This window comes from Pseudomonas sp. WPR_5_2 (assembly GCF_003634475.1).
Taxonomy (GTDB): Bacteria; Pseudomonadota; Gammaproteobacteria; order Pseudomonadales; family Pseudomonadaceae; genus Aquipseudomonas; species Aquipseudomonas izuensis.
This window is the reverse complement of record NZ_RBLA01000001.1, coordinates 1,725,915-1,746,260: the sequence shown is the minus strand read 5'-3', so window position 1 is coordinate 1,746,260 and position 20,346 is coordinate 1,725,915. Positions and strand designations below refer to the sequence as shown.

Sequence of the window (20,346 nt, the reverse complement as noted above, 5' to 3'; positions counted from 1 at the left end):
ATTGTGTTAGTTGGCGGTACAGCTGCATCAATGCCTGTTCAGCTGGGGTCTGGATGAAACGGAGTGGGGCGCAATTTGCGGGCGGAGTGGGGGTGTTCATGGCGTAGCTCCTTTCTATGGTAGAGCTGCCACGTTCGCGACCAAGCAAATGGGTGGCAGCTGTGCGCAGGTTGGTCGACCGGGGAAAGGTATCCGGCAGGCCCTAAGGCCTCCAACGCATAGCCGCCATAACACAGAACAGTAGGCACAAAAAAGCGCCTGCAGTTGTGATGGGGCGCTTGTGCGCCTTTCTACACGGGCGACCAAACCCGGACGCTGAATTTGCAGCGACGGGAGAACTGTAGCGCCAGTCGCTGAAATGCGCAACTGGATCTGCCATCGCTTTCCTGTCACCCCATAGTCAATCAGTGAGTACATCAAGTCGTCCGTTTTATTAGAAAGTCGGCATGGCTACTCCTAGCCGATTTCTGCCCGTCGCGAAGGGCAGTAATCGACCCTCACCCGCTCGTCGAGGTTTTCTGAAGCGTCCATTCACCTCTGCAACGGACACGACGGAAGCGGTCGTTCGATACCTTGAAGTGTCTTTGGGTGGGTGAGCGGCTGGTTTCAGATGCGCACCAGCCAGTGTGGGCGGGATAGTCCCGGTAGGCCACTGGCCATAACTGGACGTAGGAGTCTGTTCTCCAGAGCTGCCACCCTTTAGCCAGCCGGTGTCAAGTGAGCGAACGGATCCATGGCGGCGTAACCCGCCGGATTCTGAAGTCTTTGTTACCCGTTTGCAGTTCAGACTACACCCGTTTCTTCGATCAGTTGGCTACGACGAATCGCGACAGCCACCCATCAGGATCATGCGAACGGCGATGCTACTGCCTGTCGCCCTGGCAACTTTGCCGCCCCGTAGAACGTTGGTACCGCAGCGTGTCCAATGGCCACTCACATTCGTATGGCTGCCATTGTTCTGGCGCCCCAATCCGATTCTGACTCACGTTGCAGGCGATCCATTTCGAGCAAACTGGTGACGGCGACACGGGGTCCAATTCATTCACGTTGGCTGTGGCTCCAGACCGTATTCCTTGGGTCTCAGACGCCGTCGATACTCAAGCAAAGCAGCGTGTCATTTCAAGCGGCTGGCGCTCCCTCATTGTGTGGAAGCTAGCTCAGGCCAGCTAGTGGGCCAGCGCCTTGGTTGCTATGACGTTGTTCGTTTTCGACTTCTTCCGTTCGTAGAACCGCTTGGCTTGCGCGCAGTAGCGCAGCGCAAAGTGCGCCGCCTCGACAAAGGCCCAGGCGAGGTTCTTGTTGCCGTTCTTAGTGTTCCCTTCCCCTTTTTTGCCATTGCTATTGCGCTGACTATCAATGCACCTCGCATAGGAGGCAAAATGGCCAATGCTCGCGAATCGGTCGATCGGGCCAGTCTCCAGCAGGAACATCGTGGCCAATATCCGCCCGATACCTGGCACATTGGTCAGCAGCCCACAATCCGGCCGAACCTTGACCCTTTCCTGCAGACGCTTTTAGATCAGCTCGATCTGCGCCGAAAGTGTTTGGATGACGGTCAAGTTCGCTTTAACCGCTAGTGAGGTGCTGACGGACTAAGCATAGCGTCGTAAATTGTGCCGCAGAGTAGGGGCAGCACTGAGTTTAGTTTTCCCCAGCGCTAGAAGCGATTTCGATCTCGTGTAATGCGGCATTACATATGTCACTGTTTTTAAACTCACGCGTGTCTTCCCCATTATGGAGTCGGGGTTACAGCTGGGGTAACAAGCGCTGTTCGCCGTGTCGCGCCGCCAGGCTGACGCACTTTCCGCCGATGATTGTCGTCTTTTTGGATTTCGTGCCGCTTCCACAAGGGCAGGTTCATTGTCTTCAACCGCCCGGACGGATTTTGACCAGAGGGCAGTGAAATACGCTTTAGGCGCCGGGGGGCACAGGTACTGGCACAATCTCATCGAACCCGAGCCCGCTCGATCCCTCGCCTCTACCGGTTCCCCGCCTGACACGCAGCCATGTATAGACCTGTCCTCCCGTCCAACGCGTGCGTGCAAAACACTGCGTGAGGCGCCCGCCGGCTCGAGGCACCTCTTCTTCATGAAGGAAGTAAGGCTGAGCCGGTGATTGATCAAGCCCCTCTCGCATCAGCGCTGTCCTTGGGCGGACCTTAACGGGAGGATCGGGGTCGCCATCGACGATGCGGGGCAGGGCCGCGCGCTGCAACTGTATCTCACGATTGCTTCCAGGAACGTGAACTGGAATAAACGGAATCCAATTCTCCGGGACGGAATTCATCACCTGATAGCGGATGGGTGCAGCAGCCGAAATCGCCAGCTTGGGCGCAGCGCTGCCTCCAAGCCTCCGCGCTAGATCGCTTTCGAAAAACGCGCGCATCTGCCGCGCGGCTTCGAGGCCGGACTTCGTTTCTCCGGTGGCAATCGGCACCGTCTTCTCGACGCCCCAAACCATATTCGCCACTTCGTCACGCAATAGCAGTATCTCTTCCGTCGGCGCGCTCTCTTGAATCTTCGGCACGGTCGGCAGCACGAGCAGGCTTGTGTCCGCCTGAGCGCCTGCCGCGCCCTCAACGTTGATGGTGAACATGTTCCAGCGTTGCCACGCCGCATCGGTGCCGGCACCCGCGGGCAGAATCCAGAAGCGCTCTCCGAAAACGTTGGTAACCGCAAACCCTCGTATGGTCGCGATGGCGCCGGCCGGCAACGTGTACGGAATCACGAACCAGTCATTCGAATAGACCAGCGCGAATTCGATGAACAGTAGTTTCGCCAGGTCCGTTGTGCTCGCGCTGATATCGCCGAAATTGGTCTTGCGATCTTCAAACGACCACCAGCGCGTGTTCGGCATCCCGGAGAATGACACCGGAGTCGGAATCATGGTCCGAGGCGTGTCGGGCAGCAAGCCGGTAACGTCTGATCCAGGCACTGCGGTGAGCGACGTCTGCTTGGCATCGACGTCCAAACTGTACCAATCCAGTTGTCCTTGGTAGTACGCATCAGCCCTATAAACCTTCTCGCCGTCGCCGGCTGGCGCGGACGCAGAGAATTGGTACTCGAGTAGGCTCGGCTCCCACGCATCATCCCCAGATGCGGGCGGCTGTAGGAACTGCCGGTCGAACCAGGCCAGGAAACGCGCCGCTCGATCGTCGATGGCGGTTTCATCCGCGGCGGACATCGGAATGCCGTCGTATGCGTGGTTGGCCGGATTCGCCTGGAGATGCGCATACAACGCCGCTCCATCCATCGCGCGCCCGGCCGTTGCTGCGAACCACTGCCAGACTTCTGGATGTGCGGCCTTATCGGCATCCTCTTTCTTCGTTGGATCGACCGGGGTAATCGGATACGCCGCGATGAATGCCGCCTCGTGCGCCCCGACACCTTTGATGAGTGCCAACCATTGCCGGCCCATCAGCAAACGCAGATCGAGCGCGATGGGCCGTTCACCCTGCATCAGCGGAAACGGCCTTCGCTCCACCTTGGCCTCAATCGGAATTTCGTATTCGAACAACTGCGGCGGCTGATCGTCTGGCTGATACTTGGTGAGGCGCGTTGTATCCATCTGCAGTTTCGCGAACACGGGGCTTCCAGCGTCGCTCCCCTTGAACTCACCCATCTGCCACTGCTTGGTCAGCATCCATAGCGCGTCGCGTACTTCGGCGCGCAAGGCGCGTTCGAAACTCGGAGTGCGTGGGCGGCCCTCGAGCCTGTTCCAGATGGTGACCGAGGGGAAAAGGCGCTTTTGGATGGCTTCAGCGACGTTGGCTATCTTGAGCGAGCTAGGCATTTCAGTTCGTCCTCACGCTCTTGTACAAACCGTTACTGGTGGCGAGCACGGTAGTGATGGAGATGCCGTACAGGCTTGCAGCCATCACAGTGGCCGGCGCCAGCCGAGAGTACGCACTGCTATCGATGTGCACCGGTTCGACGGCACGAATTTTCGCGAGGTCCAGCGTCTCGTTCAGGGCGTCGGCGAGATCGTCCCATTGCCAGAATCCGTTGGCGGTGGCGGGCGTGACGAGCAGGAACGTTTGCGGCGATTCGTTATTCGGTCGGTCAAAATTGAAGGTAATACCGGTGTCGCGATCCGGAGCCGGAATTACTTCGGTCCACTCATCGAGCAGGATGCCGCACTGCCGGGCAGTTTTGTCGAAAGCTTTCGAATAGTAAGCCGTATAGAGCAAGTAATCGGTAGAGAGCTTGAAATCGGGCGGATAGGGCAGTGCCAGCCAGGGAGTTCCGGATTGATACGGGAACTGAGCAGGGACGAGTCCCGGCGCCGACAACTGGAACGCGCCCGTGAGCATGAGTATTTGCTCCCACGAGCGCATGTTCGGCCGTACGCGCGCAATGCCATACAGCCATTCATCGACGGGGAAATCAACCTTCGCCGTGGTGGTGAGGTAATTGGTGAGAGCGCCGCTGATCGAATTCGAGACAGCGTTATTCCATTCGTCGCCCTGAGCCGGCGTGAGTGCGAACTCGGGATAGATCTTGAAGTCGGGTCCGAACAGCGCCTTCGCAGCTTCTTCAAGCGCCGTGACCTGCGCCGTCTTCGTAGCCGCCATGGCCTGGGCGTCCATTTGAGCCTGAACGGCCTTACTGCGGTCGGCGATTGCGGCCTGGTGACCCGTAAGGTTTTTGAACAGATCGGCGGCGAAAACGACCGCGCGATCACCGAATACCGTCAGATCGAACGGCTGCGCGTCGAGGTCCGAAGTTGCGATCGCCGAAGATGTCGCCAGCAGATTTGCAAACGACGGATCGGAAGTCTTGAGAACGGTCCCCACCTGCGCTAGACGCGTTGCAAACGTGGTGGCCTTTGTATTCAACGCACTTTTAAGCAATGCGGGAGTGGCTGGAAGAGGATCGATTTGGTTGACGATATCGGCTTCGGCCGAGCGTAGCGCTTGGAAACGCTCGTCATCGGACGTCAATACCGGAAGCGCATCATAGGCTGCAATCTTCGTTTGATAGTCAGCCAGTTTCTGTTTCCAGCGGCTGTCGAGGTCGGCCAGTGCCTTGATTAGATCGTGGTACACGTTCTGCTTCCACGCGATAGCAAAGCCCCAACCGGAACTGGGCAGCGCGAATTCGGCGGCGCGCTGAAGCAGCGGTATGGTGGAATCGATAAAGCCATCAATGCCCGCGATCAGCACTGCGCGATTCGCGACGGGATCGGCCACAAGCGGAGCCAGCGTGCCCAGGAACGCGCTGATGTCGGTGTTCAGAGTATCGAGAGCAGCCTTCGGCGTTGTGATGCGAGCGGGATCTACCGTGACGTCCGCGTCATCATCGGGTGTGGCGTCGTTCCGAAGCAGCGCATCGGTGGCGCGCAACGGACGAGTCCGGCCTGTGATCTGCTGAAGGCTGCGCAGCAGCGGAAGCACCTCAAACACGCTGAGTGGAGCGCCGCCCGAATTCATGTACTCGATGCGCAAAACTGCGTCAGGGCGCGGCGAGCGTTTTGCTATGACGAATGCGGCGACGCGGTCATCAATCTCGTTCATGTTGGTCGAATTGTTGGGTTTGATCATGCTGAGCAGATCGATAGGGCGCAACTTAAGATGCGCAATGGTCAGCGACTCCTGCTGGAGCGTACCCAATACGGGATCGGTCCACTTGACGTGACAACCTATGTCGCCGAGTGGTGGAAGCACAGTGGATACCCAGCGATCCAGAGCCGGCTCCGCCACGGCTCTCGGCGTTGCGCCCGCGGGCGCAGCAAGGCCAGATTCGAAGTGTATGGCGACGTGCTGTGTAATTCCGATGCCGCGGGCAGGCGTCTGCACCACTTCCGGTTCCGGTGGGAAATGGCCTGATGTGTACGCATCGAGCGTAGCGCCGATCCGATCGAAGTTACCCTGCACGGCCTGGTGCACGCCTTCGGACAACGCGAGATCGGCAATCGCGTCGTAGATGTCGAGCAGTTTGCCGGCTTCGGTGTTGATGGCCAAGGCCTCCGCGGCATTTGCAGACGGCAGCGTCTGGCCGAACGGGTAACTGGGCGTCGTACGCATAGCCGTCACCAGTTTCATGCCATCCATCACATTGCGCGCTTCGATTGCTTCGATAGGAACGCCCGGGTCGGTCTTGGTCGTCGAAATCGCATCGGCCGCGAGCGGGAACGCCTTGCGCATGGGATAGATGAATTTGTCCACCTCGGCCAGGCCATGATCATCGTGCAAGCCGCGTTCGAATTGATAGCCGAGTAGAGCGCCGAAAGCCTGCCCGTTCCGGATGCCCTCGAGCATCGACAGAGCCAGACGAACGCGATCGGACGAGAGATTTACTGCGAGCGTGGACGGGTTCGCTGACGTGGCATTCGCAAGGTAGCCGCTGCGCAGAACCGCTGCTGTCTCGGCGTGCGGAATCGAAGGAGCGTGTATATAGCCGCCGTTTGCGGGGTCCTGCCGGAGCTGCGTGCCAGCGCCGAAGATGTCCGCGAGGTCTTGCGGAAGCTGCGCGTTTTCCAGGCGCGATGTCGACGGCCGTAGATCTTCCACCCACCCATAAGCTCCGAGGTAAAGTCCTTTGCCTCGGCCATCGGGCTCGCCCGCGAGCGTGCGCATACGCTGCAGTTGTACATTCACCAGCCCCAAAAGCCACGCGTCGTAGCGATAACTACAGCAATCGATGTGCTCGGCGAAAGCGCGCTCCAGGCTCGCCGTGGAAGCGCCCTCTAGGGTCTCGAGGCACGAGAGCAATTCGGCCAGCGCTTCCGTTTCGAACAGGCGCCCGAGGTTGGCAGTGATGTAATCGGAAACCAGTATCGACGGGCTCGAAGTGATGCGCGCCTCGGTCTTATATAGCGCGGCGAAGCGGCTCTCTGAAGGCGCGGGGCCGTCAGCGACATGTACGAACACCGGCTCCGGTTTCATAGCGGCCAACTCAACCGTTGAGAGGAATTCTGCGGATCGGTGCAGGTAATAGCTCGAATCGTAGTAGGCGAGCGTCACTGCATGCCGTAGATACAGATACAGCAGCGATTCCGGTGTCTTGTCCCCGCTGAACCCCTGCTCCTGATAAACAGCATCGAGCGAAGTTTTGGCTGCGTCGATGAGCCAGCGGATGTAATTGCGGTGGTCATCTGTGTAGGCTCGAACCGGTTGCGCTTCCGACAGGGGCCGGTCGTCAATGATGTTGGAGATTAGAGCCGAATCCGTCATGAAGACGTGTTGGAGCATGTCAGGCATCTTCGAGCCCGTGTAGCCCAATTTCTCTACTAGGCCGAAACCCGCGAGTTGCAGCCCGAGCGTGACCAGGGCCTGCCAGAAGTTCGGCCCCAGGCCGCCCAGGTTCACTATGTTGAAGAGTTCGGTCAGGCTTTCGGAATAGCGCGTGCGAAACTCCACCGAGGATGGGTGCAGCCCGAGGATGTCGAGCAAGATCTGATGAGCGTCGCCCGATTTGCCGACGTAAGACGCCTGTGAGCCGAGTGCTTGCCAATCAGGGCCCACTTTCGCAAGTAGCGCAGCCAGTTTGAAGAGGAACGAATTCATTGGGTCGGGGCGCCCGATGACATTCTGATTCAACCACGCCATGCGGGAGAACGCAGTGGTCGGCAGAATTCCGTACGGTTGCCTGCCAATGCGAATGGCTGGGATCGCGCCACGACCGCTAACGAAACCGGTAAAGTAACGCCGCGTGTACTCCACAGTCTCGTCGCTAAACACGGGCGTCATCATCTTGTCCATCCAGTAGCCCAGTGTTGCGGGCCACATTGCGCAATTCATCGCACGGGCCAGCATCTGGTCTTTCCCGTCGCTGCCGTGAACTTTGGTGAACAGGTCGGGGCTGATGCCCGTGAGGTAAGTCAGCCAGTCGCCATCCAACCTCTTCATCGGGTCCGTTGACGACGTGAAGAGCGGGAAGTGCTTGCGGTCGTCGAAGCTCTGGTCGGAGTTATCGAGTTGTGTGTATCCCGTTCCGTTGGCCGTGCTGTTGTGCGTGGGCGTACCTTGCGGGACGATCGATAGACCACTGCGGCCGTAGTGATGATGCGCCAGCAGTTCCTCGAAGGCACTGGTCGCGTCGGAATCGTTCGCGCTGAGTTGTACGCCAAGCACCAACAACCGATCAAAACCAGTTCGCGCCTGTTCGGGAGTGAGCGCGATGCGCAGTCCCATTCCCGCGTTCACGGCACGGTCGAAATCCACCAGCCACGCTAGTTCATCAGGTACGAAGAGATCGGCTCCATCAGGATGAATCGTCTCGGAAGGGTCCGCTGAAGGGTCAGGGCCCGTGTACAGAGGTAGCGAGACAACGTTGCTGATGGCCTCCATGCTCAGCGTCTTGCCATTAAACCCAAGTACGACGAAGCGATCCGCAAGTTGATTCACTCGCGGCGCCTGCGACCAGGGATTTGCCTTTGTCGCCGGATCGGGCGGGAACACAACGAAGGCTGTCGTGAGCGCGACGTCCGATTTCTTGTTCGGAGATGCCGGTTTGTCCGCAATGTTGAACGGCTGATTGTTCGCAATCAGATCGGCAGCGCGCGCGGCGCCGACCGCCGCATCGAGAGCCGATCGCGCCGCGCTCAACTTCGCAGCGTCGCCATCGGCCAGCCACGCGGCTTGCCAGTACGCCGTAACCGTGGCAGCGTCCACAGGTGGTGGCGGAGCCGTGGTCGGGATCACAAGGATCTCATCCAATGCCGCGGCCTTCGATGGCCGATCGCTCATGTTCACTGCCTGATACCGTTCGACGATCCAGGACGCGCGCCCGGATCCATGAGCGGCTACCAGGCTCCGCCATGCGGCCCGCTCGCCATCCTCCAGCTTTCCCGCGCTCCACATCCTCTGCCAGTAGAGCTTCGCGTTCGCGAGTTCCGTATCGGACAGCACGGGCTCGAAGGTGTCGATCGAACAATCATCGGGATAGATGCGCACCCAAAGCTCATCGGAATCGCCATTGTGAACGAAGCGCGTCTCAATGCGTACGGGCAACAGCAAAAATGGAAGGCTGTCGCTCAAGCGGCCAAGGTTCTGCCGTGGATCAGTGAATGTCGCGAAGCCTTCAAGCGCTGCGGCGGCTAACTGTTCCGTGGACCTAAAAGCGGACTTTTTTGCTGTCGCCTCATCGCTCGCAGCACGCAGCGCCCCCTCCAGCCGCGCGCGTTCGGCTGCGCTTGCCCGATCGTGCGGATTCGCGATGCGATTGAACGCGTCGAGCGCGGCTTCGGCTCGCTTTTTCTGCTCGGCTGCCTGAGCGGCGGCCTGTTGTGCGGAATTCCGCGCGGCGCGGAACCGTGCGAGTTGGCTTTGACTCTGTCCGAAATCCATGTCAGGAACCGCTCCGTAGCATCTCGTCTGCGTGGACAGCTACCATCACCGGCGCTCGGAACAACAGGTAAGCCCAGCGGGCAGAACTGATCGCAGCGCCGTTCACTTTGAGGTCATCGGAATGCTGCGGGCCTTTGCCTTCGGGATCACCGGCGGGCGGCGACGCGAGCGGAACCGCGTTCAATACACCGGCGGGAAGAAACGCTCCCGCGGCTACGTCAGGCACTGCATCGTCCCACGTAAGTTCGTCGAAGAGTTCGGGCCGGCTGGTCTTGTTGATCTCGAGGCCGAAGCGTGGCTCGCCCGGGCGCTCCTTGATCACGAAAAACCACCCAGGATCGTCGGCCGGATTCGTGCCGGGTCCGCCCTTTGCTTCGGGGACGGTAAGATCGAAGCCGAAGAAGTAGATGTCGGGGTCGACCTTTGCCTCATAAAGCGGCATCCGAATGATGGACGGCGGCGGATGCTCCCTGAGCGCGGCATCGATATCCTGAAGCGTGCGCGGCTTACTCAGATCGATGCGACCGTCGGGTGTGCGCTCCCACTGCGCATGGTGTGCGTAGATCACCGCGGTGGGATACCGCTTCAGCAGTTCACCGCGAATGACGAGAACCGCATCCTCACCTTTTTGACCGGGTCTGGCCCGGTTGTTGTGATCGCCGAGATTCGAAGTGAGCGACCAGCGGTGCAGTTTGGGAATGTCATACAGCTTATCTTTGAGCTGCTCGGGTGTTAGGCCGGTAGTGTCGAAGTAGGTTCGCGGATCCCAGAACTGGCGGAAGTAACTGCCGCGCTGGTCGGTTGGGTATTCGCGCCATAGCAGCTTGCGCGCGAACTCGTGATTCAGCCCGACCATATAAGCCTCGATGAACCGCTGGTTAGTCTCGATCAGTGTGATGCTGTTGGGCGGAATCAGGTTGATGTTCGGCAGAAAGAGCTCCGCGGAGATGGCCTTCAGCGGCATATACATCGGCAGGTCGATCGTCGGGTACGCCATCACTTCGCCGAACTGATCGCTGAGCAGATCGAGAATCCACTTCGGAATCGACAGGTATGATAGCGCCCGCCGTGGTATGGTCACCTGCGGATCAACGGCGGCCACCATCTTCGAAGTGAGCTCTGATAACTCGAGGCGGATAGGATCAGGCCTCGCCGAAACGGTTCTCGTTGTGGTGATCAGCGTGAACGAATCGAACAGCGCGTTCTTGAAGCGCACCGCGGTCGGGCTGTCAGAGGTGCCAGTGGTGGGACGTACCGCTGATCCGGGCTGCTGCAGCGTAAAGTCGGGACTTTGCGGCAGTTGGGCAACGGCGGTGGGAGTTTGGTTGGACTGCTGGATGCTCTGTGTCGCCGCCATGGCTTTCTGTACATTTTTCAGATACCGGTAGAGCCAGATACCGCCGATGATCAGCGCGGCAGCCATGAGGATTCCTACAATCGGGATCAATAGCAAAAATAGCGCTAGCAGAAACGCGATTATCACCGCCGCTGTAGGGAGCCAGGGAAACTGCCTCAACAGATTCTCAAGCCACGAGGGGATGTTCGTGGGCGCAGCCGCGCCCGTTGTCTGATCGACAGTGGGTACCCCAGGCGGTACAACAACGGGCGGCGCGGGACTGACCTCGCCATTATTCACGCGTACTAGCAGATTGTGTGGCGTGATGGCCGCCGTGAACGGCAGGTTTCGAATCAACCTGGAGCCGGGCCGCATGACCCGCCGCATGAGTGCCGACGTGTACACCGGAGGCACCATGCTGAGGCTCTGGGTGTACGCAACAGTATTCGGACTCGCGAGCACTCGCGACGCGACGGGGCCGGTGACCGCGAAGGCTCGTTCGAAGTTCGCAGTCGCGAGCGGCTGCAGCGACGCCACGTGCCATCGCCACGATACTTCCTTCGCCAACTGTAGCCGTCGGATCTTCGAGTTCGCGGCCAGCACGTCGCCAATCTGCTCCCACGCATAGTTCATGTACTCTTCGGCGTTGGTTTCGACGACGTCGCCGCCGAAACCCGCGGGCACGCGGAAGCGCGGATCCAGGTTCAGACAGTGCACCCAGTTCGTGTTGTTCCGAGCTGCCGTGCCATCTCGGTTCAACAGCACGCGGTTTGTAAGTGAGTGCCAGCGCCCATAGAGCGGAGCCGTGATGAGCGGGTCGGGATCGCCGCCCGCGGGCACGAGCCCGGAAGTAGTGTTGGCGTCGGCCGCGGTCTGGCTCGCGTAGTCGTCGGGCAGGTTGATGAACTTCGCCAGGTCGATCTGGAACTTCACCGGATACGGCTGGGCCCAATTCTCGTACTTGTGCCGATCCGCCAACTGGTCCGCATTCAAGTCCGCATCCGGAACCCGCAATGCTCCGCCGAGTTTCAGCACGCCATGCAATGCGGGATCGGTGATGCCGGGGATGTTTGAGCCGGGGGCCTGGACGTCCATGTCGCGCATGCCGACCTTCGGATCGACGAGCTGTGGCTTGAGCAGGCGCACGAGATACTCGAAATCGCCCTGACTCGCGGTGCGGAAATAGAAACGGTAGTAGAAGGGATAGAAAGCGGGCTCACGCCGTCCGGCGTAGGTGGCCCATGCCGAGAAGGTAGCGTGCGGCGCCGCGTTCGGATCGGAGCCCAAGCCAGCCAGCCGTCCCGTCTCAAACACCGGCATCAGAAACGCGTGATAGGCGGTCTGCGGAGCGAGCCGCCGCGGACACATGATACGCGAATAAGCAAGATCGGGGTTCGCGGCGATGATGGATTCCACGCGTGGCAGCACGGCGCTCATATCAGGCGAGACCAGCGTACTGGGATCACCCGAGAGGCTCTGGTTGAAGTGGACGTGAGCCCACGCCCACAGATCATCGGCGGGTGGAAAGACCTTTGCATCCGGCACTTCGATACACGGCAACGGGCGATTCTGGATGTTCGTGGCGTCCTTGAACTCGCTCTCCGCCAGCACTACTAGCGCGATCCAGGGCCGCAGCCGCAGACCCGTGCCATCGGACGCGGCTGGTGTGTAGCGCCAGGGGAAATCCTCGTCGTAGAAATCGATGGCGGGGATGTAGTTCGCTTCGAAGTTCGTGATCCAGTTGCGCGGCTCGGTGCGGACAATGGCGCGCTGCTCGATACCTACGATATCGCCTGGTCCGTAGAGCGCGACCTTATTCGAGATAGTCGCGGTCAGTTCAGCGCCGCCGGCAATCGGATCTCCAGCGAGGGTGAGGTTTACGTCGATAGTTGCACGCGTCTTCACTGCCGGATCGTGATCCGCGGACGCAATTGTGTTCGCAACGCCCTGCCGCAGCCACGGGAGAAATGAGTAGGTGGCGATCGTCTTCACGCGGCCACCTCGAATCGAGGAATCACGTGTATGGAGCCGGCGAGAGTGGGATCGGCCGCGACTTTACTCGCGACATAATCGTGAGCCTTTGCCTGGCTCGAGAATGCGGCTGCTTCGTTATGAAACACCTGGTTATTTGCCGTGAAGGCGACCGCGAAGGTTTCGGGATTAACCGCAATCTTCTCGGCGAACGGATGCGTTTGCGCTTTCGTGGCGGCGGACAGTGAACTGCGCGCCACGCTCGAACCTACAAGGAAGTGGTTGAACAGTGAACCCAATAATACGAAGAACCGCAGCGAAACGCGCCTGAGGCTCATGTCGATGATGGTCAGGTCATATCGCACGTTGCACGTGATGGCGGTACCTGAGGCATACGACGAACCAGCGGCCGAGAGTTCCAAACCGCTATCGAGCGGTGTGTACGCCGCCTGCGACAATTTGTCGGCATCAGTCAGATTTTTGAATTGCGCGAGTGCGAACGATTCCTGCAGGTTCCGTTTTGCGGTTAACCCCGCCGTGGACACAGTCAATCCGAAGCGGTTGGCATCGTTTGGCGCCTGGTTGCCAGCCTTGTCCAGGGTGAAGTCGAGTGGAATCGCGCGCTGGCTCACTTGAAGCGTGCCCACGGGGTGCAGCACCATCGTCGCGTCGGACGCATCGAGCTTGCGAAGGGAAACAAGCAGGTTCGAACCCGAAGGCAGGAGCGCTCGCCAGTTGCTCTGCTTGGATAGCTCGCAGCCAAGCAACGACATCAACGCAACCGGCGGAAGAGTGGTGTTGCGATCGTCGCCCCAAGTGAAGTCGATCCCGATGTCAACAGAGAACAGGAAGAACGAAAGCAATGCAGTGCCGTGCGCGTGCCAGGGAGTCGGACCTTCGAGCGTCAGATTGATACCAACGCCGTAGACGCCTACCCCAAACACGCGGACGCTGAATGACGTCGAGATGCTGACGATGAAATGGAACGGCGAAAACTGGAACAGCGCATCGAAACCGGAACTGCCTTGCACGCTGAGGGCGTTGAAACCAAAGAAATATTCCGAGTGCGATCCAAACTGGCAGGTGTTCGATGTGATCGCGAAGTACCCGTCACTGCGGATACGTGCGTACGACTCATTGATGAGGGTCAGTTCGATTCGCCGTGGCGTGGGGAACGGCAGCGGCGGCGGCGAGAACTGCGGGTGGAAGCCCCCCACTGAGAGTACGAAGTTCGCATCGTGGCCGTAGACCATCAGCAAGCCCATCTCACCTTCCAGTGTGATAAACAGGATGTGCGAGTCGAATAGCGATGCGAAGAAGTACAGCCGTGACTTGTCGAATTCCAGCACTCCGGCGAAGTTCACCTGGATGACGAGTACCGGAAGATCTTCGGCCGGCAGCGCGAGTTTCAGAATGCCGAGAATGACGATGTCACCGGGCGGAATTTCGATGATCACGCCCAAGGACAGACTGATCAGCGTGGGCTCGCCCCAGCCGAGTTTGGCCATAGGACTGATGAGGAACGTACCGTCCTGCGGGGGGAAGATAGCCTTCAGATCGCTGATGATCTGCATGGCGTTGGCGACAACGTTCTGCGGAAACATAATGCTTGAGATCGCGTTAGTCCGGATGCCATCCACCAAGGGCTGGAACAGCATTGCGCGATTCAATCCGAGCAGACCGCCGACAGCGAGCAGCGTGAAGCCGAAGCCCAGTTGGATGCCTGGTCCGAAATCTACGGTGATGATGATCAGCAGCGAGAAGCCCTTTGATCCATCGGGCATGCGCGTGGTGATGAGCCCAACGGCGTGCAAGCCAAGGAATCCGGAGAACACCAGTTCGAGGGCTCCCGCATACTCTTCGTGATCAGAGTCGAATAACAGGAAACCACCGCCCTGAATGATGCCTGCGTCAAGGCTCAGGCCGATGCCGTCGGGCGGCTTGAATCCGAAATGCAGATCGATTGGGCCGAGGCGTCCTTTGTTGTTGGAGACCAGCGAAAAATCGACTTCGAAGCCGATTCCATGCACCACCGCCGTGAGAGGTCCGAGTATGGCCTTCAGGTCGACGGTGATACCGACGGGGAACTGTTGTCCTTTGATGCCGATTTTTAGCGTCAGCGCTTCGATGTTAATTGGTCCAAGGCTGACGTGCGAGGCAAGTTGAATTTCGAGCGTGCTCGAACCCTCGAAGTGCAGACCTTCGGCCATGGTGTACGTAGCACTGAGATCGAAGTTGTTCTCGACTCGGATGCCCGCAAGGATCTTGCCGATAAAGCCGTCGGCATCGTCGGTTGTGATCAGGACCTTGCCGCGTTTCAGAGCCACGCCGAGTGTAAGCGCGGCTGTACCGTTCGATTGCAGTGTGAGCCCTGCGGTCGCGTCTACCTCTTCCACGGTGATGCCGCTCGAGCCCGCGATAGTAAGCAAGCGCAGCGGATTGGATGGATCACGCAGATAGCTGTAGGTCGCGCTGACAGTTCCGCTGAGCGTCGTCGCATCGGGCGGCTGCGCCTTGATGCTGCCCGGCTGAAGGATCAGTGCCGCGCCGGATGGAATGTTCGTATCGAGGCGCAGCGCGAGATTCCAGCTTTGCGTTCCGACTTGGATCGAGCCTTTGGTGAGTCCGGCGTTCAGTTGAAGTTCCAGCCCGCGCGGATTTAGATCGGTGCGCGGAGTGAGCGTGACAAATATAAGGTCGAGCAGCGGAGTCGCGGCAGAAGAATCGACTAACGAAGGCAGCCCAAACTCGCTGGCCGCGCGGTCCAAAGCCGCGAGGAATTTCTTACCGTCAAAGCCGCCGGTACCCCAACCGTACAAATCGCCCAACTGGCCGGCGGGATTGCTCAGCCATCCACCAAGCCGGTCGAAATGAAACTGGTTGGTTGTGTAGAAGGGCTTATCCGGATCGAAAACGCCGACGTTGTGGTCGGTGCGCTCGAGAATTCCGGTGAGTTCGAGCAGTTGGTTCGCGCCCTGGCTGCGTGCGAACGTTGCGACCAGCAGGAAATTGGTGAGCTGCGCAGGCAGGTCCGCAAGGATGGGACCTGCTCCGGGCAGACCAAGTCCGGCTATTCCCGCCTTCAGTTGATCGAGGCCCAAGATGACTTTCGCAATCTGGTCGATCGCATTCGCGCCGTTGCCGATAATCTGCCCGAGATCGCCCGAAGCGATGGCCGCTTCAAGCTGCTGGGCGAAGCTGATCAGGTTGCCGACGTCGTTGGTGGTTGCGGTCAGGATCGGCGCTATCGACGCAGCTTGTGCATCGGTGACAGGCAGACCGAGTTCGGGAAGCAGCGCCTGCACGCCGAGCGGAGTCAATCTTGTCAGCGGCGAAAGCACGCCCGCAAGCTGATTGATTAGCGCTTCGAGCGTGCCACGCTTGTCGTTCATACCGTGGTCCCTCTTCGGGCGAGCGCCTTGGGGACGTCATCAATGGTCGCTACTGCGAGCACCATCTCGACGCCCCAACCGCGATAGCGTTCGATGTCGCGCCGGAGTTCTGCGCTGCCATAGCACACAAACAGTGGCAGGATCACGTTGATCAGGCGCTCGCGAGTGACGCCGTTGATGCTGTTCGGGATGATATGGTTGGGATCGAGCGCGCTACGGACGGCTTGGTTATAGAACCCCGCACCGCCGAGTTTGTGCCAGGCGACGCTTATGGCTCGCACGGTTGCAAATAGCCGCCGAACCTCCCGGCGATGTTGGCCAACTTTGCCGAGGATCAGTTTCCCGCGACGGGTCTTACGAAGCCCTTCGCGCAGGCGCTCTACAGCACGCTGCTGGGCATCGCGCTCAGTACCGCCATCGAAGCCCGGCACCATCACTCGCGGGGTTTCCGATGTCGGGCCAGATATGTCCAGCGTTGCAGGAATGGTGATGTTCAGTTGTTCGAATACCGCGCGGATCGGACTTGCGACCGCAAGACTGCCGACGCTGTTGAACTCGATCAGCTTGCGCTTCGCGGGATCTAGCGTGAGCTGTTCCGGTTTGAGGTAGAGCTTTCTGACCACCTGAGCGATTACTCGGCCTTGGCTGTCGATCACCACAGCGCCTGAATCGCCATGATCGAAGCTCAACGTGATGTTTGCCTGCGCGTAATACTTCGTGTAATCGCTCACACCCGGGATCGGCTTGGGCCTCGGGAGTATCAGGAACTGATTGATGCTCGGCATGGTGCCTGCAGCTTCGTCGCTCTTTGGCGACTCGGATATTCCAGAAGGAAACAGCGGCGTCATGCGCTTGCCGTCGATGATCATGCTGTCGACCGTAACTTCGGAAGTGGCTACCCAAAGCAGCGTTCCATATATCACCTGATTCACTCGCGGGCTGAAGACGCGCACGTACTGATCCGGCGCGGGCGCTGTTCCCGCTTTCGGTGGCAGGATGCTGAGGACGTCGGTGTTCGAGCCAGTGATCGCGATCTCGCCTTCAGGTGTGGAGAAGACGTTTCGAAATCGCGTGAACGGATTCATGTCGAGCGTGGCGATGGCGCAGTCGGTTTCGCTGCATGTAAAGTTGTGCACCACCGTGTAGCCCTTATCGTTCGGTGCGGGAACCTGGACGTCACCTAGTGTGGTCTTGAACCCGCCTTTGTATTTCCCGTCTTTGATGTCCTTTGGATCGTAAACAGGAGTTCCGATCTTGTCGCCGCCCGAACAGCAGGAGCTGTAATTAGGCTGGTAAATACCGGTTTGCGGAAGCGCCGCGAAGCCCGGGAACATCACGTGTGAGCAGGTCAGCAGAACGGGGTTGCCGGCCCGCAGCGCATAGCAGCCCAGAGTCCCGCTTTCGCTCCTTACGTCCACTGAAGGAACGTTGCTTTCGATGTCGATCCCAGCCGTGTAGACCTTCACGTTTTTCGCCGTGGCGAAGCCTGGTGCTGCCTCTATGACTACGGTCGGTAAGCCCAACACGGTGCGCGGGACCACGGCTCCTGGCAGCAGATCGGATTCGCCGAGCTTGCGTTTGACGTAAACCCGAAGCACTTGCGCGGAACAGCCGAGCGATGCCGGCCGGAGCCCGATCCCAACGCCGATCACGTTTGGGAACGCGAGCAACAGCCGGCGCGCTTCGTTGAGAACCTCTTTCCGCGCTGCCATTAAGTGGACCTCCGGGCTGCGTTATGCGCCGGCCGTAAGGTCACCTTCAAGCAGTCGAGCACCGGTGCGATGGGGCAAGCGACGCCTTGACCGCTGAGGTTCGATCCCCAAAGCAGTCCGAGCAGGCGGCCGTGCACATCGAACAGCGCGGAGCCGGAATCCCCAGGCGCCGAGAAGTTTAGTTCCGGATTCTGCGAATCGACGAGAAGCTGCCCGGGCGCACTCCAAATGCGGCCGTCGATCACCGGATAATCGGGATAGGCGACATCGACCAGCACGCCTTCGGTGCGTCCCGTCGCAGCGCCGCTCTTGCATACGGCTATACCCGGTTCGGGAGCGGCTGTTTCGAAGGCCGCCAGTTCGTCCAGCCTTTCTGCAATCCAGGCCGGCAAAGCGGATTCCACCAACTCCACCAACGCGCAATCCACGAAACAGTCTTCGCCTTCAAACGTGACTCGGCCGATGCGTCCGGAAAACACCCGCCCAAGCAGCACGGCGCCGGTCACGTCATCGTCGAGGGACTCCAGGGGGATGGCCCATACAGGATCGCCGAGTTCTGCTCCGCCCCCGAACACGACGTGCTCATTCGAGAGCAGATATCGCGTACCTGAGCTGTGCTTAACGACGGCGCCAGCGGTTCCCGGAACGCCGCGCGCGCTCGCGATGCGAAGCGCGGGCCCTTTCATGCGCGCCGATCCTCAACCGGCGACAGGGCTTCGACTAGTGCGTCGATGGATTCGGCCTTGTCCGCAAGTTCGAAAAGTTCGGCTTCGTGCGCCATGATCGCGTTCTGCAGCCCGGGCGATCCTTCCGCCATTAGAGCGTTCCGCATGGCCCGCATTGCATCGTTCAGTCGCACTCCGTCGATCTCGGGCACGAGCGGTTTGGACGGCGAGCGCGCAGCCCTCAGAAATGCCGTGACGAAAGCCGGGCCCTTGAATCTGTGCCAAGTCACGGTCACTCGGCGGCGATGGTGCACAAGTTGGCGAATTTCGTCGAAGTGGCGTCGGAACACCGGTGTGAGCCGGATTCCCGCGGGACTGCGCTCGATATCGTCGCGAATCCGATCGAGAGCGTGCCAGTCGAGAGCTTCGCCATGTGCGCGCTGGATCGCCATTCCAGGAACGACAATCCGTGCGCCCGAGGTCTGCTGGCCGGGGGACAAGAGCGCAACCTCGAGTTTCTCGAAGGCGGCAGCGATGAAAACGCCCTGCGAGTTACCCGTGACGATATCCACCGGATCCTTACCTTTGACGTAGATTCGTTGGACGCTGCCGCTTCTCAGGATCCCGACAATCTTCCGATCGCTATCGACGATTGGAGAACCCGAGTCGCCCTTTTGCGAAAATGTAGTGCCCACGATCTTGAGCGTGGGTGTTTGAGCGGCCCCTCCAACCGTGGCAGTCACCTTCGTGCCGTCGAACAGATGTGCCACTTCGTCGGCTGTCGCGATGGCCATCCTCGACATGAATTGATCCATGTCGAGTTCGTACTCCTGCTTGAACTGTGATTGGCCCGCATTCACCTCGACTTCGAAAACATAACCCTTGCTGTCTGTTATCGCGCCAGTGCCGGGATCGACTTCTTTGATATCCGCTTTCGCCAACCGCTTGATGGTGCCTTCAGTGTATTCAGTCACGGCGCCGTATTTTTTTACTTGGATCTGGCGGGCCGGAGGCAATTCGAGCGAACCCGGAGGCGTGGTCAGCGACCATTCCTGGACGAGATCGCGGACGCCGGCAATCTGGCCGATTTTGGGGATCTCATTCAGACCGTTTGCGTCCGGCGCGAGATCGATGAGTGCCGCATCGACAGCGAAAGTCTCCGATCCAAACTTGATGCTTGCCTGTACGACATCAGCGTTGATAGTCTCGAGAGTGGCGTTAATTACCTCTCCGAACGGCCGATTGCATTCGACTCCCGAACAGGTAGACAGTTCGGGCGAGTAAACTACGTTGGCGTCCTTGACCGTTGCATCGGGCCCGATGGCTTGCATTCCCAACACGTGAGCGCAGGTCATGACTTGCGCGCCCGAAGTGGCCCCTTTCTTACGCACGATGACGCCGGCGGTGCCCGTACCTCCGGGACCGGTGCCGTGTTTGCCGCGAGTTATCTTTGTACCAGCCTTTACCTTCGGCGTACTCGATTGCGGCGAGTTATACCGTCCCGAGGGTTCTGGTGTTCTCGCAAAATGCGGGCTCGCATCGTCGGCCAGACGCACGGTAGCATCGACTTCCCAGGTCAGGTAGTTGTGGGCACGGCGGTAGGACGTCTCATCGATGGTCAAAGCCGTAACCTCCAGCAGGTCAGCTTGGGCGACTGCCAACCCGACATGCCACGTATAGATCGCATGCACGTACGGCCCCACATTCGACACAATGACATGTGTACTGCCACGGCCCGGCCGTGTATCCCATGTTTGACTTTCCTTGTTGAGTAACGAACAGGGTCGTTCCGGCCCCCACAGAGGATGGGCCATACAGTACTGTGCCCCGTGGTCGTTTGCGCCTAGGTGGCCGCCGGAACCACCAAACCAATACAGGATCTCTACTTCCCTCCCAGGTTCGAGTGTGTAATAGCCTAGATTATTGAAGGCCATAACAATCTCCCTCTGGTCCTCTCAGGGCTGCTCTTCGCTGAGATAGA

Annotated in this window: 8 protein-coding genes; all 8 read right to left on the bottom strand. The window is 59.4% G+C overall.

The genetic code is table 11. The annotated features are described in order from the left end of the window. Positions 1 to 1,166 precede the first annotated feature (1,166 nt). The 8 genes from BJ917_RS07725 to BJ917_RS07690 all read right to left on the bottom strand — a co-directional run bounded on the left by BJ917_RS07725 (position 1,167) and on the right by BJ917_RS07690 (position 20,299). On the bottom strand, positions 1,167 to 1,460 hold the full coding sequence (locus BJ917_RS07725; RefSeq protein WP_256658520.1) for an IS110 family transposase: 294 nt from the start codon (positions 1,458 to 1,460) through the stop codon (positions 1,167 to 1,169). 451 nt (positions 1,461 to 1,911) lie between these two features. Further along, positions 1,912 to 3,792 carry a hypothetical protein gene (locus BJ917_RS07720; protein ID WP_121102948.1) on the bottom strand — a complete coding sequence of 627 codons (1,881 nt, stop codon included), beginning with the start codon at positions 3,790 to 3,792 and terminating at the stop codon, positions 1,912 to 1,914. Position 3,793: 1 nt separating this feature from the next. Then, entirely contained in the window at positions 3,794 to 9,289 is a 5,496-nt protein-coding gene (locus BJ917_RS07715) for a hypothetical protein (RefSeq protein ID WP_121102946.1), read from the bottom strand. A 1-nt stretch (position 9,290) separates the two neighbouring features. Then, positions 9,291 to 12,617 carry a hypothetical protein gene (locus BJ917_RS07710; protein WP_121102944.1) on the bottom strand — a complete coding sequence of 1,109 codons (3,327 nt, stop codon included), beginning with the start codon at positions 12,615 to 12,617 and terminating at the stop codon, positions 9,291 to 9,293. Continuing rightward, positions 12,614 to 15,988 (bottom strand): DUF6603 domain-containing protein, encoded by a 3,375-nt coding sequence (locus tag BJ917_RS07705; protein ID WP_121102942.1) that lies wholly within the window; start codon positions 15,986 to 15,988, stop codon positions 12,614 to 12,616. The genes BJ917_RS07710 and BJ917_RS07705 overlap by 4 nt, the downstream gene beginning before the upstream one ends. Then, positions 15,985 to 17,700, bottom strand: a complete 1,716-nt coding sequence (locus tag BJ917_RS07700; RefSeq protein ID WP_121102940.1) for a hypothetical protein — start codon at positions 17,698 to 17,700, stop codon at positions 15,985 to 15,987. The genes BJ917_RS07705 and BJ917_RS07700 overlap by 4 nt, the downstream gene beginning before the upstream one ends. After that, the gene (locus tag BJ917_RS07695; RefSeq protein ID WP_121102938.1) at positions 17,700 to 18,386 is read right to left on the bottom strand and encodes a hypothetical protein; all 687 of its coding nucleotides are present in this window, start codon (positions 18,384 to 18,386) and stop codon (positions 17,700 to 17,702) included. Before BJ917_RS07695 ends, BJ917_RS07700 begins: the two co-directional genes overlap by 1 nt. After that, on the bottom strand, positions 18,383 to 20,299 hold the full coding sequence (locus BJ917_RS07690) for a hypothetical protein (RefSeq protein WP_121102936.1): 1,917 nt from the start codon (positions 20,297 to 20,299) through the stop codon (positions 18,383 to 18,385). The genes BJ917_RS07695 and BJ917_RS07690 overlap by 4 nt, the downstream gene beginning before the upstream one ends. Between the last annotated feature and the right edge of the window lie 47 nt (positions 20,300 to 20,346).